A 17,744-nucleotide genomic window follows, 5' to 3' on the forward strand; every position below is an offset into this window, starting at 1 on the left:
AGGGCGGGTGAAACCCGCGTGTCGGCTCGCGGGTTTCACCCGCCCTACCGGCCGCGCTGGTTCGGATCGACGTAGTAGGTCAGCTGCTGGCGCGGGTTGAGGTATTCCAGCGCCTCCGGCGGCAGCTGCGATGGGCGCAGGCTGCGGGCGATCGCCAGTTGCGGCTCGTGCTCCAGGTTGACGATCAGCGCCTCGGCCTTGGGAATGCTCGGCTCGTACAGGATCAGCGTCGGCCTGAGCGGCAGGGTGGGGTGCATGGCCAGCACCAGGGCATGGCGCTCGTCCTCCAGCTGCACCAGGCTGCCCGGCGGGTAGATGCCCATGCAGCGGACGAAGGCCCGCAGGGCCACGTCGTCGAAGCGCTCGCGCTGCTGCTTGAACATCAGCGCCAGGGCCTCGTGAGGGCTCAGGCCGTCGCGCGGGTTCGGTGGGTTGCACAGGTTGTCGAAGGTGTTGGCGATGGTCACCAGCCGGCTCAGCCGGCCGATGGCCGCCTCGCGCAGGCCGCGCGGGTAGCCGCTGCCGTCGCAGTGTTCGTGGTGTTCGTGGATGATGCGCAGCACCTCGTCGTCGAGCATCAGCTGCTGGCCGCGGCGCACGCCGAACTCGCAGTGCATCTGCAGCAGCTTCTGCTCTGGGCGGGTGAGCGGCTCGGTCTTGAGCAGCACCTTGCTGGGAATCTCCAGCTTGCCGATGTCGTGCAGCAGCGCGCCCAGGCCCAGGCTGTGGCAGGCCTCGCTGTCGTAGCCGAGCTGGCGGCCGAGCATCACCGACAGCACGGTCACGTTCAGCGAGTGGAAGTAGGCGTCTTCGGAGGCCTTGCCGTTGATGCTGTGCAGCGCCGCGCCATCCTCGCCGGACAGCGCGTCGACCAGGTCGCGCACCACCTCGCCGGCCAGCTTGACCGCCTCCTCCGGCTGGTTGCGTAGCGTCTGGTTGAGCGACTTGACTCGCTGGCTGGCCTGGATGAAACGGCGATCCACCTCGGCCAGGCGCTTGCGCAGGACACCCAGTTTGGCGGCGCGTGCCTGGCGCGCCAGTTCCTCGGCGCTGGCTGGCGCCTGGGGCGCGGGCTCCGGCCGGGTTTCTGGCGGCGGCAGCGGGAGGGGATCGCAGTCACTGCGCGCCGGCTCGTAGCGGAGCTGTTCCAGACCGAGGTCGCGCAGGGCCTTGAGCTGGTGCTCGTCCCTGATCTTGAAGTTGCTGAAGGTGAAGTCGTGCTCCCACCAGCTCAGGTCCAGGTGCACGTAGAGGCCTACGCGCAGCTGTTCGGGCGAGATGGGGACGGTGGTGGCGGGCATGCCGGGCTCGCTGGGTGATGGCTTCGTGATGGCAGTCTAGCGGCTTGCCAGGGGCCTGGCAGCCGGGGCTAGGCCATCACGTCGATCGAGTTGCCCAGGTTGGGCGGGTTGCTCGGCGGGGTGACCTGGGGAATGGCCTGGATCAGGCCGATGGCGCTCTCGGCCTGGAGGTCCAGCGTCTTGCGAAGCAGGAGGACCGCCGCCATGGCCGACGCCTGGGCGGCGCTGGCGTTGGAGACGGCGCTGGCGATGCTGCTCAGTTCCATGGGGGTTCTCCGGAGAATCGGCCTAAGCGGTCGACTGCGCGGCGGGAGCGGAGGTTCCCTCTCACGCCGGCAGGCACACCCCGGTCCCGCCCAGCCCGCAATAGCCGTTGGGGTTCTTCGCCAGGTACTGCTGGTGGTAGGCCTCGGCGTAGTAGAAGGCCGGTGCCTCGGCGATCTCGGTGGTGATGGCGCCGAGCCCGGCCTTCTCCAGTTCGGCCTGGAAGCGCTGCTCGCTGGCCTCGGCGGCGGCCAGTTGGGCGGCGTCGGAGCAGTAGATGGCCGAGCGGTACTGGGTGCCGATGTCGTTGCCCTGGCGCATGCCCTGGGTCGGGTTGTGGGCCTCCCAGAACACCTTGAGCAGTTGCTCGTAGCTGGTCTGCTGCGGGTCGAACACCACCAGCACCACCTCGGTGTGGCCGGTCAGGCCGGAGCAGACTTCTTCGTAGGTCGGATTCGGCGTGTGCCCGCCGGCGTAGCCCACTGCGGTGGTCCATACCCCCGGCTGCTGCCAGAAGCGGCGCTCGGCGCCCCAGAAGCAGCCGAGGCCGAAGACCGCCTGCTGCAGGCCGGCGGGGAAGGGCGGCTTGAGCGGGTTGCCGTTGACATAGTGCCGCTCGGGCACCTGCAGGCTCTCGGCGCGGCCCGGCAGGGCCTGCTCGGCGCTCGGCAGTTCGAGCTTGTGGGCGAGGATTTGCGAACGCAGCACCATGACGGGCTCCTGTGAGAGGGCGGAGTGGAACATAGCTTACTCCGCCGGTGCGGCGGTTGAAGCGGGAAAGGCAGGCAGCTCGTCCGGGAACCGGCTCAGGCGCCGCCACGGCAGGGATAGCGGCGCAGGCTGTCCAGCAGTTCGCGGCCGGGAATGGGCCGGTCGAACAGGTAGCCCTGGCCGACGTCGCAGTGCTGGCGGCGGAGGAAGCCGAGCTGGGCAGCGGTCTCGATGCCTTCGGCCACCACCTTGAGCTTGAGGTTGTGGGCCATGGCGATCACCGCGGAGGTGATCTCCATGTCGTCCTCGTTCTCGGGGATGTCCTTGATGAAGCTGCGGTCGATCTTGATCACGTCGATGGGGAATTTCTTCAGGTAGCTCAGCGACGAGTAGCCGGTGCCGAAGTCGTCCATCGTCAGTGTCAGGCCCAGGGCCTTGAGCCGCGCCACCTGCTGGCGGGTGGCGTCGTCGCCTTCGAGCAGCAGGCTCTCGGTGAGTTCGAGTTCCAGCAGGCGGGCCGGCAGCTGTTCCTCGTCGAGGATGGCGGCGATCGAGCCGACCAGGTCCGGGTCGGTGAACTGCTTGGCCGACAGGTTGATCGCCACCTGCACTTCGCCCATGCCTAGGGTGGCCAGTTCCATGCTGGTGCGGCAGGCCTGACGCGCGACCCACTTGCCGATGGGGATGATCAGCCCCGTCTCCTCGGCCACGCTGATGAACTGGTCCGGGCTGATCATGCCCTTCTCCGGATGGCGCCAGCGCAACAGCGCCTCCAGGCCCACCAGCTGGCCGGTGCGCAGGCACAGCTGCGGCTGGTAGTAGACCTCCAGCTCGTTCTGGGTCAGCGCCCGGCGCAGGTTGTTCTCGACGAACAGCTTGTGGCTGGCCTCGGCATTCAGCACCTCGGTGAAGATCTGCACCTGGTGCTTGCCGTTGGCCTTGGCCTTGTGCAGCGCCAGGCCGGCGTGCTTCATCAGGGTGTGCGGGTCGGCGCCGTGCAGCGGGGCGCAGGCCAGGCCGACGGTGCCGGTGACGCTGATCAGCTGGTTGTCGACGAACAGCGGCTTGTCCAGGGTGCCCAGCAGTTCCTGGGCCAGCTTGAGGCCCGCGTCCTGTCCGGCGCCATCGAGCAGCACGGCGAACTCGTTGCTGGCGAAGCGGGCCAGGCTGGTGCCCTGGGTCAGGCTGTTGCGCAGGCGCCGGGCCAGGTTGGTGAGCAGCTTGTCGCCCGTCTGGTGGCCGAGGCTGTCGTTGATCCGCTTGAAGTTGTCGATGTCCACCAGCAGCAGGCTGAAGGCCTGGCTGCCCTGGCGGGCGAAGCGTTCCTCCAGGCAGCGGATGAAGTAGGGGCGGTTACCCAGGCCGGTGAGGTTGTCGCTGTAGGCCAGGCGCTCGATGCGCTGCTGGGCCAGCTTGCTCTGGGTGATGTCTTCGTAGATGCCGATGTAGTGGGTCAGCTCGCCGTCGTCGTTGTACACCTTGGAGATCGACAGCTGGGCCCAGTAGGGCTCGAGGTTCTTGCGCCGGCTGCGGAACTCGCCCTGCCAGCTGTTGCGCTCGGCCAGCCCGGCCTGGGCGTCGAACAGCAGGTCGCCGAGGTTCTCCAGGGCCGGCAGCTGGGACACCCGCCGGCCCTGCACTTCCTCGGCGCCGTACTGGGTGATCGAGGTGAAGCTGGGGTTGACGTACTGCACCAGGCCGTCGCGGTCGAACAGCAGGAAGGCGCTGGCGCTCTGTTCCACGGCGCGCTGGAACAGGAACAGGGCGCTGGTGGCGTCGCGCCGCTGCTGGTTGCTCATGGCCTGGGCGAACTGGTCGGCCAGCTCGCCGGCGAAGGCCACCTCGTCGGCCTGCCAGGTGCGTGCCGGCCCGACGTGCTCCAGGCAGAGGATGCCCACCACCTCGCCGCCGAGGCGGACGCTGGCGTCGAGCAGCGCGCCGATGCCCAGCGGCTGGAGGTAGTCGGGCGCCAGCTCGCTGGTACGCGGGTCGGCCTGGGCGTCGTGAGCGTCGATGGCGCGGCCGCTGTGCAGGGCTTCCAGATAGCGGGGGAACTGGCTGGCATCGATGGCGGCCGGCAGTTCGTGGCGGTCGATGTCGCGGCGATACAGGGCCACCGGCTCCAGCTTCTCGCCGTGCAGGTGCCAGATGCTGGCGCGGGCCACGTCATAGGTTTCGCAGGCTGCCCGGGTGATCAGCTCGGCCGCCTCGCGCAGCGGGTCCAGCGCGTTGTAACGGTGGCGGGCCAGCTGCACGATCAGGTTCTGCTGGGCGCGCGAGCGGGTCAGGTGTTGCAGGTGGTCTGCCTGGGTCTGCTGGTGCAGTTCCAGTTCCGCCCTGAGCCGGGTGTTCTGCGCCTGCAGTTCTTCCAGGCGCTGCGTGGCCAGCGTGTCCCCGGTCTCGGCGGTCACCTGCAGGTAGCCCCGCAACAGCGACCTGCCGCGCTGCCGGAACGGCTCGCCGATCTCCAGCATGTGCAGCGCGCCATTCGGCGTGTGCAGGCGATAGCGCACGGAATAGTGCTGGGTCTGCGCCACTTGCCGCTGGATTTCGTCATGCAGACGGTAGCGGGCCTCGGGCTCCATCAGGCTGGCATAGGGGGAGTCGAGCAGGGCGCAGAGTTCGCTGGCGCCGACGCCGAGCTGGCGTTCGCATGAGGGATCGAGGAACAGCAGGGTCCAGCTGGGTTCGTTCAAGCGTTCGAAGCGCAGCATGCCGAGGCGCGAAGGCACTGGCAACTGCGTCACAACCTCGGCCGCCTGACGGCTGGCGGCATCGGGATGGCTTTTCATCGAACGGTTGGCTTCCAGTATGCTGCCGGTCGGGGCAGGCTAGAGTCTGTTACATCAATCGAGTTCGGCAAGGGTGCATCATGCGGCTGGGACTGACAAGAAGACTGAGCGGGTTGCTGCTGTTGCTGAGCCTGGGCGTGGGAGCACCGGCGCAGGCCAGCGAGAGTCAGCTGAGCGGAGAGGAGCAGGCGCGCTATCTCGCCGAGCTCAAACGGCTGTATCTGACCAAGGACGATCGCAAGGCGCTGCTCGACCACAGCAACGCGCTGCTCGATACCTACGCATTGCGCGCGGGCTACCAGATCGGCAAGTCGCCGGCACAGCGCAGCGACCTGCGCTACCAGCTGAGCATCGCCGGAGCGGGCGAGCTGCTGTTGCGCCAGGAGACCCGCCAGGCGCAGAGCAACAGCCTGACGGTCAGCAACCAGCGCCTGTCGGTGTTCGGCGTCGACCCCTACATTCATTACGATTGCCCGTATGGAGGAATCACCTGCGTGCTGAACAACCCGGCCGATGGCAGCCCCTGGATCACGGTGCTGCGCGACCACCAGGGCGCCGCCGACCTGGCCAAGGCGATTAGTTTCCTGATTCGCAATCTGCAGAAGAACTGACGCGGCACTCCATCCCCGCCTGTAGGAGCGGCCTTGGCCGCGAAGCCCTTGACCAAGAGCTTCGCGGCCAAGGCCGCCCCTACAACAGGTTTGCTGCGGATTAGAGCAGCAGGGTGCGGATATCCCCGAGCACCTCGCCCAGGCGCTTGGTGAAGCGGGCGGCGGCGGCGCCGTTGATCACGCGGTGGTCGTAGGACAGCGACAGCGGCAGCATCAGGCGCGGCTGGAAGGCCTGGCCGTCCCACACCGGCTGCATGGCAGCCTTGCTGACACCGAGGATCGCCACTTCCGGCGCGTTGACGATCGGTGTGAAGCCGGTGCCGCCGATGTGGCCGAGGCTGGAGATGGTGAAGCAGGCGCCCTGCATGGCGTCCGGCGAGAGTTTCTTGGTGCGCGCCTTCTCGGCCAGCTCGGCGGCCTCGCCGGCCAGTTGCAGCAGGCTCTTGCGGTCGACGTCGCGGATCACTGGCACCAGCAGGCCGTCCGGGGTGTCCACGGCGAAGCCGATGTGCACGTAGCCCTTGCGGATCAGCGCCTTGCCGCTCGGCGCCAGCGAGCTGTTGAAGTCCGGCAGTTCCCTGAGCAGATGGGCGCAGGCCTTGAGCAGCAGCGGCAGCACGGTCAGCTTGACCCCGGCCTTCTCCGCCACCGCCTTCTGCGCCACGCGGAAGGCTTCCAGCTCGGTGATGTCGGCGTTGTCGAACTGGGTCACGTGGGGCACGTTGAGCCAGCTGCGGTGCAGGTTGAGGGCGCCCACCTGCATCAGGCGGGTCATGGCCACTTCTTCCACCGGGCCGAACTTGCTGAAGTCCACTTCCGGGATCGGCGGGATGCCGGCGCCGCCGGTGGCGCCTGCCGGCGCGTCCTTGGGCCGCTGCAGCGCGGCCTTGACGTAGGCCTGCACGTCTTCCTTGAGGATGCGGCCCTTGGGGCCGGTGCCGGGGACGACGGCCAGGTCGACGCCGAATTCGCGGGCGATCATGCGCACGGCAGGTCCCGCGTGCACCTTGCTGCCGTCGCGCACGGGCGCGGTGACCGCGGCCGCCGCTGCGGACAGGGCGGCGATGGCACCGACCTCGGCGGCCACCTCGGGCCGGGCGCCGGGCGGGGTGCGGTGCACGGTCGAGTCGGCAGGTGCGGCTGCTTCTTGCGGAGCGGCCGGCGCGGCAGCGGCTTCCTGCGGGGCGCCTCCCGCCACTTTCAGTTTGAGGATCGGGTCGCCGGTGCCGACCTCGGCGTCCAGCTTGACCAGCACTTCCTCCACCACGCCGGCGGACGGCGAGGGGATTTCCATGCTGGCCTTGTCCGACTCCAGGGTGATCAGCGACTGGTCGGCCTCGATGCTGTCGCCGACCTTGACCAGCACTTCGATGACCTTGGCCTTGCCGGCCGAACCGATGTCCGGCACGCGGATGTCCTGCACGCTTTCGCTGGCGGGGGCGGCGGCCGGTTGCGGCGCGGCGGCGCCGGGCGCCTCGGCTTCGTCGGCGGCCTGGGTCGGCGCGCTCGGTTCGGCAGCGGCGGCGGGCTCGGCCGCCGGGGCATCGCCCTCGACGTCCAGCACCAGCAGCTCGTCGCCTTCCTTGAGGCGGTCGCCCAGCTTGACCTTCAGCTCCTTGATCACCCCGGCCTTGGGCGAGGGGACCTCCATGGAAGCCTTGTCCGACTCCAGGGTCAGCAGGCTCTGTTCGGCCTCGATGCGATCACCGACCTTGACCAGCAGTTCGATCACTTCACCTTCGCCGCCGATATCGGGTACGCGAATCAACTCGCTCACAATGCGTCTCCTCAGCAGTCCAGGGGGTTGGTTTTTTCGGGGTCGATGCCGAACTTGGCGATGGCGTCGGCCAGTACCTTGGCTTCGATTTCACCCCGGTCGACCAGCGCCTCGAGCGCGGCCAGCACCACCCAGTAGCGGTCCACCTCGAAGAAGTGGCGCAGTTTCTTGCGGCTGTCGCTGCGACCGAAGCCGTCGGTACCGAGCACCTTGTATTCCTTGCTGGGCACCCACTGGCGCACCTGCTCGGCGAACAGCTTCATGTAGTCGGTGCTAGCCACCACCGGGCCCTTGCGTCCGGACAGGCATTCCTGGATGAACGCCTGGCGGGGCTTCTGGCCCGGGTGCAGGCGGTTCCAGCGTTCCACGGCCAGGCCGTCGCGGCGCAGTTCGTTGAAGCTGGTGACGCTCCACACGTCCGAGCCGATGTTGAATTCGTCACGCAGGATCTTCGCCGCCTCGCGCACCTCGCGCAGGATGGTGCCGCTGCCCAGCAGCTGGACGTGGTGGGCGGCCTCCTTCTTGTCTTCTTCGAGCAGGTACATGCCCTTGATGATGCCGTCCTCGGCGCCGGCCGGCAGGGCCGGCTGCTGGTAGGACTCGTTCATCACGGTGATGTAGTAGAAGACGTTCTGTTGCTGTTCGATCATCTCCTTGATGCCGTGGCGGATGATCACGGCCAGCTCGTAGCCGTAGGTCGGGTCGTAGGTGCGGCAGTTGGGGATGGTCGAGGCCATGATGTGGCTGTGGCCGTCCTCGTGCTGCAGGCCCTCGCCGTTGAGCGTGGTGCGCCCGGCGGTGCCGCCGACCAGGAAGCCGCGGGCGCGGCTGTCGCCGGCGGCCCAGGCCAGGTCGCCGATGCGCTGGAAGCCGAACATCGAGTAGAAGATGTAGAACGGCAGCATCGGCTGGTTGTGCGTGGAGTACGAGGTACCGGCGGCGATCCAGCTGGACATGGCGCCGGCCTCGTTGATGCCTTCCTCGAGGATCTGGCCCTTCTTGTCCTCGCGGTAGAACATCACCTGGTCCTTGTCGACCGGCTCGTAGAGCTGGCCCACCGAGGAGTAGATGCCGAGCTGGCGGAACATGCCTTCCATGCCGAAGGTGCGCGCCTCGTCCGGTACGATGGGCACGATGCGCGCGCCCAGGTCCTTGTCCTTGACCAGCTGCGAGAGGATGCGCACGAAGGCCATGGTGGTGGAGATGTCGCGGTCGCCGGTGCCGTCGAGGATCGCCTTGAGGGTGTCCAGCGGCGGGGTCGGGATGCTGAAGCTCTGGGTGCGGCGCTGCGGCACGAAGCCGCCGAGGGCGCCGCGGCGCTCGTGCAGGTACTTGTATTCCGGGCTGCCCGGCTCGGCCTGGACGAAGGGCAGGTTTTCCAGCTCGTCGTCATTGACCGGGATGTCGAAGCGGTCGCGGAATTTCTTCAGGCTGTCGATATCGACTTTCTTGGTGTTGTGCGCGGTGTTCTTCGCCTCGCCCGCGCCGGTGCCGTAGCCCTTGATGGTCTTGGCCAGGATCACGGTCGGCTGGCCCTGGTGATTCACCGCCTGGTGATAGGCCGCGTACATCTTGTAGGGGTCGTGGCCGCCGCGGTTGAGGTTCCAGATCTCCTGGTCGGAGAGGTCCTTGACCATCTCCTTCAGCTCGGGGCTGTTGAAGAAGTGCTCACGCACGTAGGCGCCGTCCTTAGCCTTGTAGTTCTGGTACTCGCCGTCGATCACCTCGTCCATGCGTTGCTGCAGCAGGCCGTCCTTGTCCTTGGCGAACAGCGGGTCCCAGAAGCGGCCCCAGACCACCTTGTTGACGTTCCACTCGGCGCCGCGGAACACGCCTTCCAGTTCCTGGATGATCTTGCCGTTGCCGCGCACCGGGCCGTCCAGGCGCTGCAGGTTGCAGTTGATGACGAAGATCAGGTTGTCCAGCTTCTCGCGGCCGGCCAGGGAGATGGCGCCGAGGGATTCCGGCTCGTCGCACTCGCCGTCGCCCATGAAGCACCAGACCTTCTGCTTGCCGGCGGGGATGTAGCCGCGGCTCTCCAGGTACTTCATGAAGCGCGCCTGGTAGATCGCCTGGATCGGGCCCAGGCCCATCGATACGGTGGGGAATTGCCAGAAGTCCGGCATCAGCCAGGGGTGCGGGTAGGAGGGCAGGCCCTTGCCGTCCACCTCGCGGCGGAAGTTGTTCATCTGCTCTTCGCTGATCCGCCCTTCGAGGAAGGCGCGGGCGTAGATGCCGGGGCTGGCGTGGCCCTGGTAGAACACCAGATCGCCGCCGTGCTCCTCGGTCGGGGCCTGGAAGAAGTAGTTGAAGCCGATGTCGTAGAGGGTCGCGCTGGAGGCGAAGCTGGAGATGTGGCCGCCGAGATCCGGGTCCTGCAGGTTGGTGCGCATCACCATGGCCAGGGCGTTCCAGCGCACCAGCGAACGGATGCGGCGCTCCATGAACAGGTCGCCGGGCATGCGTGCCTCGTGGCCGACCGGGATGGTGTTGCGGTAGGGCGTGGTGATCGCGTAGGGCAGCTGGGTGCCGCTGCGGGTGGCCAGTTCGCCCATGCGGGTCAGCAGGTAGTGGGCGCGGTCTTCACCCTCTTTGTCGAGGACGGACTCGAGGGCGTCCAGCCATTCCTGGGTTTCGACGGGATCGAGGTCTTGCATGGCTTGCTCCAGGGCGGAAAGGCTTCCAGAATCGGAGGCCTGGGCTCGTGCCCGCTTTTTGGGCGGGCCACGTGAAGTCGTGATCGACCAGGGTGCTCATGGTCGTTCTTGTAGTTTTACTACATTTCGATGGTGGCTGTAGAGCCCGGGACACATTCTTTAGTAGTAAAACTACAGTTTTCAGCAAGGGCAGTGGCGCCTGGGTGGATTCGGGTTTCACCGCCCGTCCCCAAGGATAGACCATGAGTTTGCCCCCACTGGCAGCCCTGCCGACCGCCCTGCAACCCCTTGCCGAACGTGCCTCCGCGCTGCTGCCCGAGGGCTGGTCCGCGACACGGACGGAGGCCTGGCGACGGCTCTGCGCGCTCAGCGATTTCGTCCACGAGCAGGCCGTGCGCGATGCCGGGCTGCTGCCGGCGCTGGGCGACAGCGGCGAGCTGGAGCGGCGTTTCGCCGCGGGCGAACTGCGCGAGCAACTGCAGGCCCTGCTGGCGGACTGCGCCGACGAGGACGAACTGGGCCGCCGCCTGCGTCGCTTCCGCAACCGCCAGCAGGTGCGCATCATCTGGCGCGACCTGAACCGCCTGGCCGACCTGGCCGAGACCTGCCGCGACCTCTCCGACCTGGCCGACGCCTGCATCGACGGCGCCTACCAGTGGCTCTACCCGCGCCACTGCGAGCAGTTCGGCACGCCGATCGGCAGCCGCTCCGGCCAGGCGCAGCACCTGGTCATCCTCGGCATGGGCAAGCTGGGCGCCTTCGAACTCAATTTGTCCTCGGACATCGACCTGATCTTCGGCTACCCGGAAGGCGGCGAGACCGAGGGCGTGAAGCGCTCGCTGGACAACCAGGAGTTCTTCACCCGCCTGGGCCAGCGCCTGATCAAGGCACTCGACGCGATCACCGTCGAGGGCTTCGTGTTCCGCGTCGACATGCGTCTGCGGCCCTACGGCTCGTCCGGCGCGCTGGTGCTCAGCTTCAACGCGCTGGAGCAGTACTACCAGGACCAGGGCCGCGACTGGGAGCGCTACGCCATGATCAAGGCGCGGGTGGTCGGCGGCGACCAGGCCGCCGGCAAGCAGCTGCTGGAGATGCTGCGGCCCTTCGTCTACCGCCGCTACCTGGACTTCTCCGCCATCGAGGCGCTGCGCTCGATGAAGCAGCTGATCCAGCAGGAAGTGCGGCGCAAGGGCATGAGCGACAACGTCAAGCTCGGCTCCGGCGGCATCCGCGAGGTGGAGTTCATCGCCCAGGCCTTCCAGCTGATCCACGGCGGGCGCGACCTCAGTCTGCAGCAGCGGCCTCTGCTCAAGGTGCTCGACACCCTGGAGGGCCAGGGCTACCTGCCGCCGGCGGTGGTCGCCGAGATGAAGGAGGGTTACGAATTCCTGCGCTACACCGAGCACGCCCTGCAGGCCATCGCCGACCGTCAGACCCAGATGCTGCCGGACGACGACCTCGACCGTGCGCGGGTGGCCTGCATCATGGGCTTCGCCGACTGGGCGAGCTTCCTTGAACAGCTGGCGTACTGGCGCGGGCGCATCGAGTGGCACTTCCGCCAGGTGATCGCCGACCCGGACGAGGAAGACGACGGCGAGGTCGAGACCTGCGTCGGCGGCGAGTGGCTGCCGCTGTGGGAGGAGGCGCTGGAGCCGGACATGGCCGAGCGCCAGCTGGCCGAGGCCGGTTTCGAGGACCCGGCGGCCGCGCTCAAGCGGCTGATCGACCTGCGCGGCGGCACCCAGGTGCGCACCATGCAGCGCCTTGGCCGCGAGCGCCTGGACGCCTTCGTCCCGCGCCTGCTGGCCCAGGCGGTGGAACACGACAAGCCGGACCTGGTGCTGGAGCGGGTGCTTCCCCTGGTCGAGGCGGTGGCGCGGCGTTCGGCCTATCTGGTGCTGCTCACCGAGAATCCCGGCGCGCTGCTGCGGCTGATGACCCTGTGCGCGGCCAGCCCGTGGATCGCCGAACAGATCACCCGCTTCCCGCTGCTGCTCGACGAACTGCTCAACGAGGGCCGCCTGTTCAAGCCGCCGCTGGCGCCGGAGCTGGCCGCCGAGCTGCGCGAGCGCCTGACCCGCATCCCCGAGGACGACCTGGAGCAGCAGATGGAGGCCCTGCGCCACTTCAAGCTGGCCCACGGCCTGCGCGTGGCCGCCTCGGAGATCGCCGGCACCCTGCCGCTGATGAAGGTGTCCGACTACCTGACCTGGCTGGCCGAGGCCATCCTCGACCAGGTGCTGGCCCTGGCCTGGCGCCAGACCGTGGCCAAGCACGGCACGCCGCGGCGCGCCGACGGCAGCCTGTGCGACCCGGACTTCATCATCGTCGGCTACGGCAAGGTCGGCGGCCTGGAGCTGGGCCATGGCTCCGACCTGGACCTGGTGTTCATCCACGACGGCGACTCCCAGGCCGAGACCGACGGCGCCAAGCCTATCGACGGCGCCCAATTCTTCGCCCGCCTGGGCCAGCGCATCATCCATCTGCTGACCACCCAGACCACCTCGGGCCAGCTCTACGAGGTGGACATGCGCCTGCGCCCGTCCGGCGCGGCGGGGCTGCTGGTCAGCGCCCTCGGCGCGTTCCAGCGCTACCAGGAGAGCGAGGCCTGGACCTGGGAGCACCAGGCCCTGGTGCGCGCCCGGGTGCTGGCCGGCTGCGAGCGGGTGGCGGCCGGCTTCGAGCGGGTGCGGGCGGCGATCCTCGAACGCGAGCGCGACCCGGCCACGCTGCAGGCGGAAGTCAGCGAGATGCGCGCCAAGATGCGCGACAACCTGGGCACCCCGGCGACTGCCGCCGGCACCGCGGAAAACGCCTTCGAGGCGGCGTCCTCCTTCGATCTGAAGCAGGACGCCGGTGGTATCGTCGATATCGAATTTATGGTGCAATACGCGGCCCTGGCGTGGTCGCGGCAGCATCCCGAGCTGCACCGCTACACCGACAACATCCGCATTCTCGACGGCCTGCGCGATGTCGGGCTGATGCCCGCCGCCGACGTCGAGCTGCTGCAGGAGGCCTACAAGGCCTATCGCTCCGCCGCCCACCGGCAGGCGCTGCAGAAACAGCCGGGCAAGGTGGGCGGCGACCAGTTCGCCGAGGAGCGGCGCAGCGTGATGCGCCTGTGGCGCGAGCTGGGGCTGAGCTGATCCGGGCCCGCGGGCTTAACGAAACGAACTCTTGAGGAGTGGCAAAGATGTCGATGGCCGACCGCGATGGCGTGATCTGGTATGACGGCGAACTGGTGCAGTGGCGCGACGCGACCACCCACGTACTGACCCATACCCTGCACTACGGCATGGGCGTGTTCGAGGGCGTGCGCGCCTACAACACCCCGGACGGCACCGCCATCTTCCGCCTCCAGGCGCACACCGACCGCCTGTTCGACTCGGCCCACATCATGGGCATGAAGATCCCCTTCACCAAGGAGGAGATCAACGAAGCCACCCGCGCCGCCGTGCGCGAGAACAACCTGGAAACCGCCTACATCCGCCCGATGGTGTTCTACGGAAGCGAGGCCATGGGCCTGCGCGCCACCGGCTTGAAGGTGCGGGTGATCGTCGCCGCCTGGCACTGGGGCGCCTACATGGGCGAAGAGGCCCTGCAGAAGGGCATCAAGGTGCGCACCAGCTCCTTCACCCGCCACCACGTCAACATCTCCATGACCCGCGCCAAGGCCAACGGCAACTACATCAACTCGATGCTGGCCCTGCAGGAAGCCATCTCCGGCGGCGCCGACGAGGCCCTGCTGCTGGACCCGGAAGGCTACGTGGCCGAGGGCTCGGGCGAGAACATCTTCCTGGTCAAGAACGGCGTGGTGTACACCCCGGAAGTGACCTCCTGCCTGAACGGCATCACCCGCGCCACCATCCTGACCCTGGCCGACGAGCTGGGCATCGAGGTGGTGGAGAAGCGCATCACCCGCGACGAGGTGTACATCGCCGACGAGGCCTTCTTCACCGGCACCGCCGCTGAGGTCACGCCGATCCGCGAAGTGGACGGCCGCCAGATCGGCATCGGCAGCCGCGGCCCGGTCACCGAGAAGCTGCAGAAGGCCTACTTCGACCTGGTCACCGGCAAGACCGGCGCCCACGCCGAGTGGCGCACCCCGGTCAAGTGAGACCGATTGAAAAAGCGTGACTGCGCCCCGATCTTGTAGTCACGAATCGATCGTTTCGCCGAGGCATGCTCGCCCTGGCGAGCCGGTCGAGCGACTATAAAGAGGCGGTGACTGGGGAGGCGCGAGCCTCCCCGCTCATTTCCGGAGCCCTGATGAGAATACTGATCGTAGGTCCCAGCTGGGTCGGCGACATGGTGATGGCGCAGACGCTGTTCGTCTGCCTCAGGCAGCGCCATCCCGGCTGCGAGATCGACGTGCTGGCCCCCGAATGGAGCCGGCCGATCCTCGAACGCATGCCCGAGGTGCGCCAGGCGCTGAGCTTTCCGCTCGGCCACGGCGTGCTGGACATCGCCACCCGCCGGCGGATCGGCAAGTCCCTGGCCGGCCGGTACGACCAGGCGATCCTGCTGCCCAACTCGCTGAAGTCGGCGCTGGTGCCGTTCTTCGCCGGGATTCCCAAGCGCACTGGCTGGAAGGGCGAGATGCGCTACGGCCTGCTCAACGACATCCGCAAGCTGGACAAGGCACGCTACCCGCTGATGATCGAGCGCTTCATGGCGCTCGCCTACGAGCCGGGCGCCGAGATTCCCCGGCCCTACCCGCAGCCGCGCCTGGCCATCGACGAGGCCAGCCGCGACGCGGCCCTGGCCAAGTTCGGCCTGGGCCTGGACCGGCCGGTGCTGGCCCTGTGCCCCGGCGCCGAGTTCGGCGAGGCCAAGCGCTGGCCGGTGGAGCACTACGCCAAGGTGGCGGAGGTCAAGATCCGCGCCGGCTGGCAGGTCTGGCTGTTCGGCTCGAAGAACGACCACCCCGGCTGCGAGGACATCCGCAACCGGCTGATCCCCGGCCTGCGCGAGGAAGCGGTCAACCTGGCCGGCGCGACCAGCCTGGCCGAGGCCATCGACCTGATGTCCGCCGCCGGCGCCGTGGTCTCCAACGACTCCGGCCTGATGCACGTGGCCGCCGCGCTGAACCGCCCGCTGGTGTCGGTGTACGGCTCCACCTCGCCGCAGTTCACCCCGCCGCTGGCGGACCGGGTGGAGATCGTCCGCCTGGGCCTGGACTGCAGCCCCTGCTTCGACCGCACCTGCCGCTTCGGCCACTACAACTGCCTGCGCGAGCTGAAGCCGCGTCCGGTGCTGGAGGCGCTGGAGCGTCTCGCCGGCGACCCCGTCGAGGTCGCCGGATGAGGGTGTTGCTGATCAAGACCTCGTCCCTCGGCGACGTGATCCACACCCTGCCGGCGCTCACCGACGCGGCGCGGGCCATTCCCGGCATCCAGTTCGACTGGGTGGTGGAGGAGGGCTTCGCCGAGATTCCGGCCTGGCACCCGGCCGTGGCCCAGGTGATCCCGGTGGCCATCCGCCGCTGGCGCAAGCACCTGCTGCAGACCTGGAAGAGCGGCGAATGGCGGCGCTTCAAGCAGCGCCTGGGCGAGGTCGACTACGACCTGGTGATCGACGCCCAGGGCCTGTTCAAGAGCGCCGTGCTGACCCGCTACGCCAAGGCGCCGGTGGCCGGCCTGGACCGCGACTCGGCGCGCGAGCCGATCGCCTGCCGCTTCTACGACCGCCTGTACCCGGTGCCCAGGGAGCAGCACGCCCTGGAACGCACCCGCCAGCTGTTCGCCCAGGCGCTCGGCTACGAACTGCCGCAACAGATCGGCGACTACGGCCTGGACCGCGCGGCCATGGCGGATGCCTCGGCGCAGCCCTACCTGCTTTTCCTGCACGGCACCACCTGGGCCAGCAAGCACTGGCCGGAGGCCGACTGGCGCGCGCTGGCCGAGCGCATGGCCGGACAGGGCTGGGCGATCCGCCTGCCCTGGGGCAACGAGGCGGAGCGCGAGCGCGCCCAGCGCATCGTCGCCGGCATCGACAACGCCGCCGTGCTGCCGAAACTGAACCTGGCCGGCGTGGCCAAGGTGATCGCCGGCGCCACCGCCTGCGTCGCCGTGGACACCGGCCTCGGCCACCTGGCCGCGGCACTCGACGTGCCGACCATCTCCCTCTACGGGCCGACCCTGCCGGGCAAGGTCGGCGCCTACGGCCGCGGCCAGGTGCACCTGTGCGCCAGCGGCCCGGAGGCAGGCAAGGGCGACCGCCGCAAACCCTGCTTCGACGGCCTCGACGCCCGGCGCGTGGGCGACGAGCTGAACGCCTTGCTGCTGGCGCAGCAGGAGGCCGTCTGATGCAGCTGGCCTTCGTGCTGTACAAGTACTTCCCGTTCGGCGGCCTGCAGCGCGACTTCATGCGCATCGCCCAGGAGTGCCAGGCGCGCGGCCACGCCATCCGCGTCTACACGCCGATCTGGGAGGGCGAGGTGCCGCCCGGCTTCGACGTGCGGGTGGCGCCGATCAAGGCGTTCTTCAACCACCACCGCAACGAGAAGTTCAGCGCCTGGCTGGCCGCTGACCTGGCGCGCGACCCGGTGGACCGGGTGGTGGGCTTCAACAAGATGCCGGGGCTGGACGTGTACTACGCCGCCGACGGCTGCTACGAGGACAAGGCGCAGACCCTGCGCGCGCCGATCTACAAGCGCTGGGGCCGCTACAAGCACTTCGCCGACTACGAGCGGGCGGTGTTCGCCCCCGGGTCGAAGACCGAGATTCTGATGATCTCCGAGGTGCAGCAGCCATTGTTCGTCAAGCACTACGCCACGCCGGCCGGGCGTTTCCACCTGCTGCCGCCGGGCATCGCCCAGGACCGCCGCGCGCCGGCCAATGCCGCCGAGATTCGCGCCGAATTCCGCCGCGAGTTCAAGCTGGCGGACGACGACCTGCTGCTGGTGCAGATCGGCTCCGGCTTCAAGACCAAGGGCCTGGACCGCAGCCTCAAGGCTCTGGCCGCGCTGCCCCGCGAGCTGAAGAAGCGCACCCGCCTGATCGCCATCGGCCAGGACGATCCCAAGCCTTTCCTGCTGCAGGTCAAGGCGCTTGGCCTGTCGGATCAGGTGCAGATTCTCAAGGGCCGCAGCGACATCCCGCGCTTCCTGCTCGGCGCCGACCTGCTGATCCACCCGGCCTACAACGAGAACACCGGCACCGTGCTTCTGGAGGCGGTGGTCTCGGGGCTGCCGGTGCTGGTCAGCGAGGTATGCGGCTACGCCCACTACATTGCCGAGGCCGAGGCTGGGCGCGTGGTGCCGGCACCGTTCGCGCAGGGCGATCTCAATCGCATGCTCGCCGAGATGCTCAGCGACGACGTGGCGCGCGCGAAATGGGGCGCCAACGGCCTGGCCTTCGCCGACTCGGCAGACCTGTATTCCATGCCGCAGCGCGCGGCCGACGTGATCCTGGCGGAGCGCGCATGAAGAGATGGCCTCGCGCAACGACTCCGTTCACCTTCCTGAGGGGGATTCGAGGGCTGCCTGAAAGTGTCGCTTTCATTCATGAGCCTTCATACGGCCTCCATGTAGGGTGCGCCGTGCGCACCGGCCTCCGCAGCACCGGTGCGCATGGCGCACCCTACGAAGGGGCCTGGTCTGTAGCCCGGATGGAATCCGGGAGTCAGGG

Annotated in this window: 12 protein-coding genes; 6 read left to right on the forward strand and 6 right to left on the reverse strand. The window is 68.3% G+C overall.

Translation table 11 applies throughout. From position 1 onward, the window contains the following. Positions 1-44: 44 nt before the first annotated feature. From N5D30_RS05290 to N5D30_RS05305, 4 genes are all read right to left on the reverse strand, one after another. Complete coding sequence (locus N5D30_RS05290) at positions 45-1,301, reverse strand: HD-GYP domain-containing protein (protein WP_279908033.1); 1,257 nt, start codon at positions 1,299-1,301, stop codon at positions 45-47. Between the two features lie 68 nt (positions 1,302-1,369). Continuing rightward, positions 1,370-1,567 (reverse strand): YjfB family protein, encoded by a 198-nt coding sequence (locus N5D30_RS05295; protein ID WP_220811464.1) that lies wholly within the window; start codon positions 1,565-1,567, stop codon positions 1,370-1,372. A 61-nt stretch (positions 1,568-1,628) separates the two neighbouring features. Then, entirely contained in the window at positions 1,629-2,276 is a 648-nt protein-coding gene (msrA, locus tag N5D30_RS05300) for a peptide-methionine (S)-S-oxide reductase MsrA (protein WP_279908035.1), read from the reverse strand. A 95-nt stretch (positions 2,277-2,371) separates the two neighbouring features. Continuing rightward, complete coding sequence (locus N5D30_RS05305; RefSeq protein ID WP_279908037.1) at positions 2,372-5,068, reverse strand: GGDEF domain-containing phosphodiesterase; 2,697 nt, start codon at positions 5,066-5,068, stop codon at positions 2,372-2,374. An 80-nt stretch (positions 5,069-5,148) separates the two neighbouring features. Here N5D30_RS05305 and N5D30_RS05310 point away from each other — a divergent pair, with 80 nt between their 5' ends. After that, positions 5,149-5,679 carry a hypothetical protein gene (locus tag N5D30_RS05310; RefSeq protein WP_279908038.1) on the forward strand — a complete coding sequence of 177 codons (531 nt, stop codon included), beginning with the start codon at positions 5,149-5,151 and terminating at the stop codon, positions 5,677-5,679. A 100-nt stretch (positions 5,680-5,779) separates the two neighbouring features. Here N5D30_RS05310 and aceF read toward each other — a convergent pair whose 3' ends face one another. Together aceF and aceE are read right to left on the reverse strand one after the other, a co-directional pair. Continuing rightward, positions 5,780-7,456 carry a dihydrolipoyllysine-residue acetyltransferase gene (gene aceF / locus N5D30_RS05315; RefSeq protein ID WP_279908039.1) on the reverse strand — a complete coding sequence of 559 codons (1,677 nt, stop codon included), beginning with the start codon at positions 7,454-7,456 and terminating at the stop codon, positions 5,780-5,782. A gap of 11 nt (positions 7,457-7,467) precedes the next feature. Further along, positions 7,468-10,113, reverse strand: a complete 2,646-nt coding sequence (gene aceE / locus N5D30_RS05320; protein ID WP_220811472.1) for a pyruvate dehydrogenase (acetyl-transferring), homodimeric type — start codon at positions 10,111-10,113, stop codon at positions 7,468-7,470. A 242-nt stretch (positions 10,114-10,355) separates the two neighbouring features. Here aceE and glnE point away from each other — a divergent pair, with 242 nt between their 5' ends. The 5 genes from glnE to N5D30_RS05345 all read left to right on the forward strand — a co-directional run bounded on the left by glnE (position 10,356) and on the right by N5D30_RS05345 (position 17,542). Beyond that, positions 10,356-13,259 carry a bifunctional [glutamate--ammonia ligase]-adenylyl-L-tyrosine phosphorylase/[glutamate--ammonia-ligase] adenylyltransferase gene (glnE, locus tag N5D30_RS05325; protein ID WP_279908040.1) on the forward strand — a complete coding sequence of 968 codons (2,904 nt, stop codon included), beginning with the start codon at positions 10,356-10,358 and terminating at the stop codon, positions 13,257-13,259. A 47-nt stretch (positions 13,260-13,306) separates the two neighbouring features. Next, positions 13,307-14,230 (forward strand): branched-chain amino acid transaminase, encoded by a 924-nt coding sequence (locus tag N5D30_RS05330; RefSeq protein WP_279908041.1) that lies wholly within the window; start codon positions 13,307-13,309, stop codon positions 14,228-14,230. Positions 14,231-14,382: 152 nt separating this feature from the next. Beyond that, on the forward strand, positions 14,383-15,420 hold the full coding sequence (waaF, locus tag N5D30_RS05335) for a lipopolysaccharide heptosyltransferase II (protein ID WP_279908042.1): 1,038 nt from the start codon (positions 14,383-14,385) through the stop codon (positions 15,418-15,420). Further along, the gene (gene waaC / locus N5D30_RS05340; protein ID WP_279908043.1) at positions 15,417-16,421 is read left to right on the forward strand and encodes a lipopolysaccharide heptosyltransferase I; all 1,005 of its coding nucleotides are present in this window, start codon (positions 15,417-15,419) and stop codon (positions 16,419-16,421) included. The genes waaF and waaC overlap by 4 nt, the downstream gene beginning before the upstream one ends. Further along, positions 16,421-17,542, forward strand: coding sequence for a glycosyltransferase family 4 protein (locus tag N5D30_RS05345; protein WP_279908044.1), 1,122 nt, complete (start codon positions 16,421-16,423; stop codon positions 17,540-17,542). The genes waaC and N5D30_RS05345 overlap by 1 nt, the downstream gene beginning before the upstream one ends. The last annotated feature ends 202 nt before the right edge of the window (positions 17,543-17,744 follow it).

The organism is Pseudomonas sp. GD03875 (genome assembly GCF_029840585.1).
In the GTDB taxonomy this organism is placed as follows: domain Bacteria; phylum Pseudomonadota; class Gammaproteobacteria; order Pseudomonadales; family Pseudomonadaceae; genus Aquipseudomonas; species Aquipseudomonas paralcaligenes.

Bases quoted from the DNA above. Each gene is read 5' to 3' on its own strand.
- N5D30_RS05290 (WP_279908033.1), bottom strand. From the start codon at position 1,301: ATGCCCGCCACCACCGTCCCCATCTCGCCCGAACAGCTGCGCGTAGGC.
- N5D30_RS05295 (WP_220811464.1), bottom strand. From the start codon at position 1,567: ATGGAACTGAGCAGCATCGCCAGCGCCGTCTCCAACGCCAGCGCCGCC.
- msrA (WP_279908035.1), bottom strand. From the start codon at position 2,276: ATGGTGCTGCGTTCGCAAATCCTCGCCCACAAGCTCGAACTGCCGAGC.
- N5D30_RS05305 (WP_279908037.1), bottom strand. From the start codon at position 5,068: ATGAAAAGCCATCCCGATGCCGCCAGCCGTCAGGCGGCCGAGGTTGTG.
- N5D30_RS05310 (WP_279908038.1), top strand. From the start codon at position 5,149: ATGCGGCTGGGACTGACAAGAAGACTGAGCGGGTTGCTGCTGTTGCTG.
- aceE (WP_220811472.1), bottom strand. From the start codon at position 10,113: ATGCAAGACCTCGATCCCGTCGAAACCCAGGAATGGCTGGACGCCCTC.
- glnE (WP_279908040.1), top strand. From the start codon at position 10,356: ATGAGTTTGCCCCCACTGGCAGCCCTGCCGACCGCCCTGCAACCCCTT.
- N5D30_RS05330 (WP_279908041.1), top strand. From the start codon at position 13,307: ATGTCGATGGCCGACCGCGATGGCGTGATCTGGTATGACGGCGAACTG.
- waaF (WP_279908042.1), top strand. From the start codon at position 14,383: ATGAGAATACTGATCGTAGGTCCCAGCTGGGTCGGCGACATGGTGATG.
- waaC (WP_279908043.1), top strand. From the start codon at position 15,417: ATGAGGGTGTTGCTGATCAAGACCTCGTCCCTCGGCGACGTGATCCAC.
- N5D30_RS05345 (WP_279908044.1), top strand. From the start codon at position 16,421: ATGCAGCTGGCCTTCGTGCTGTACAAGTACTTCCCGTTCGGCGGCCTG.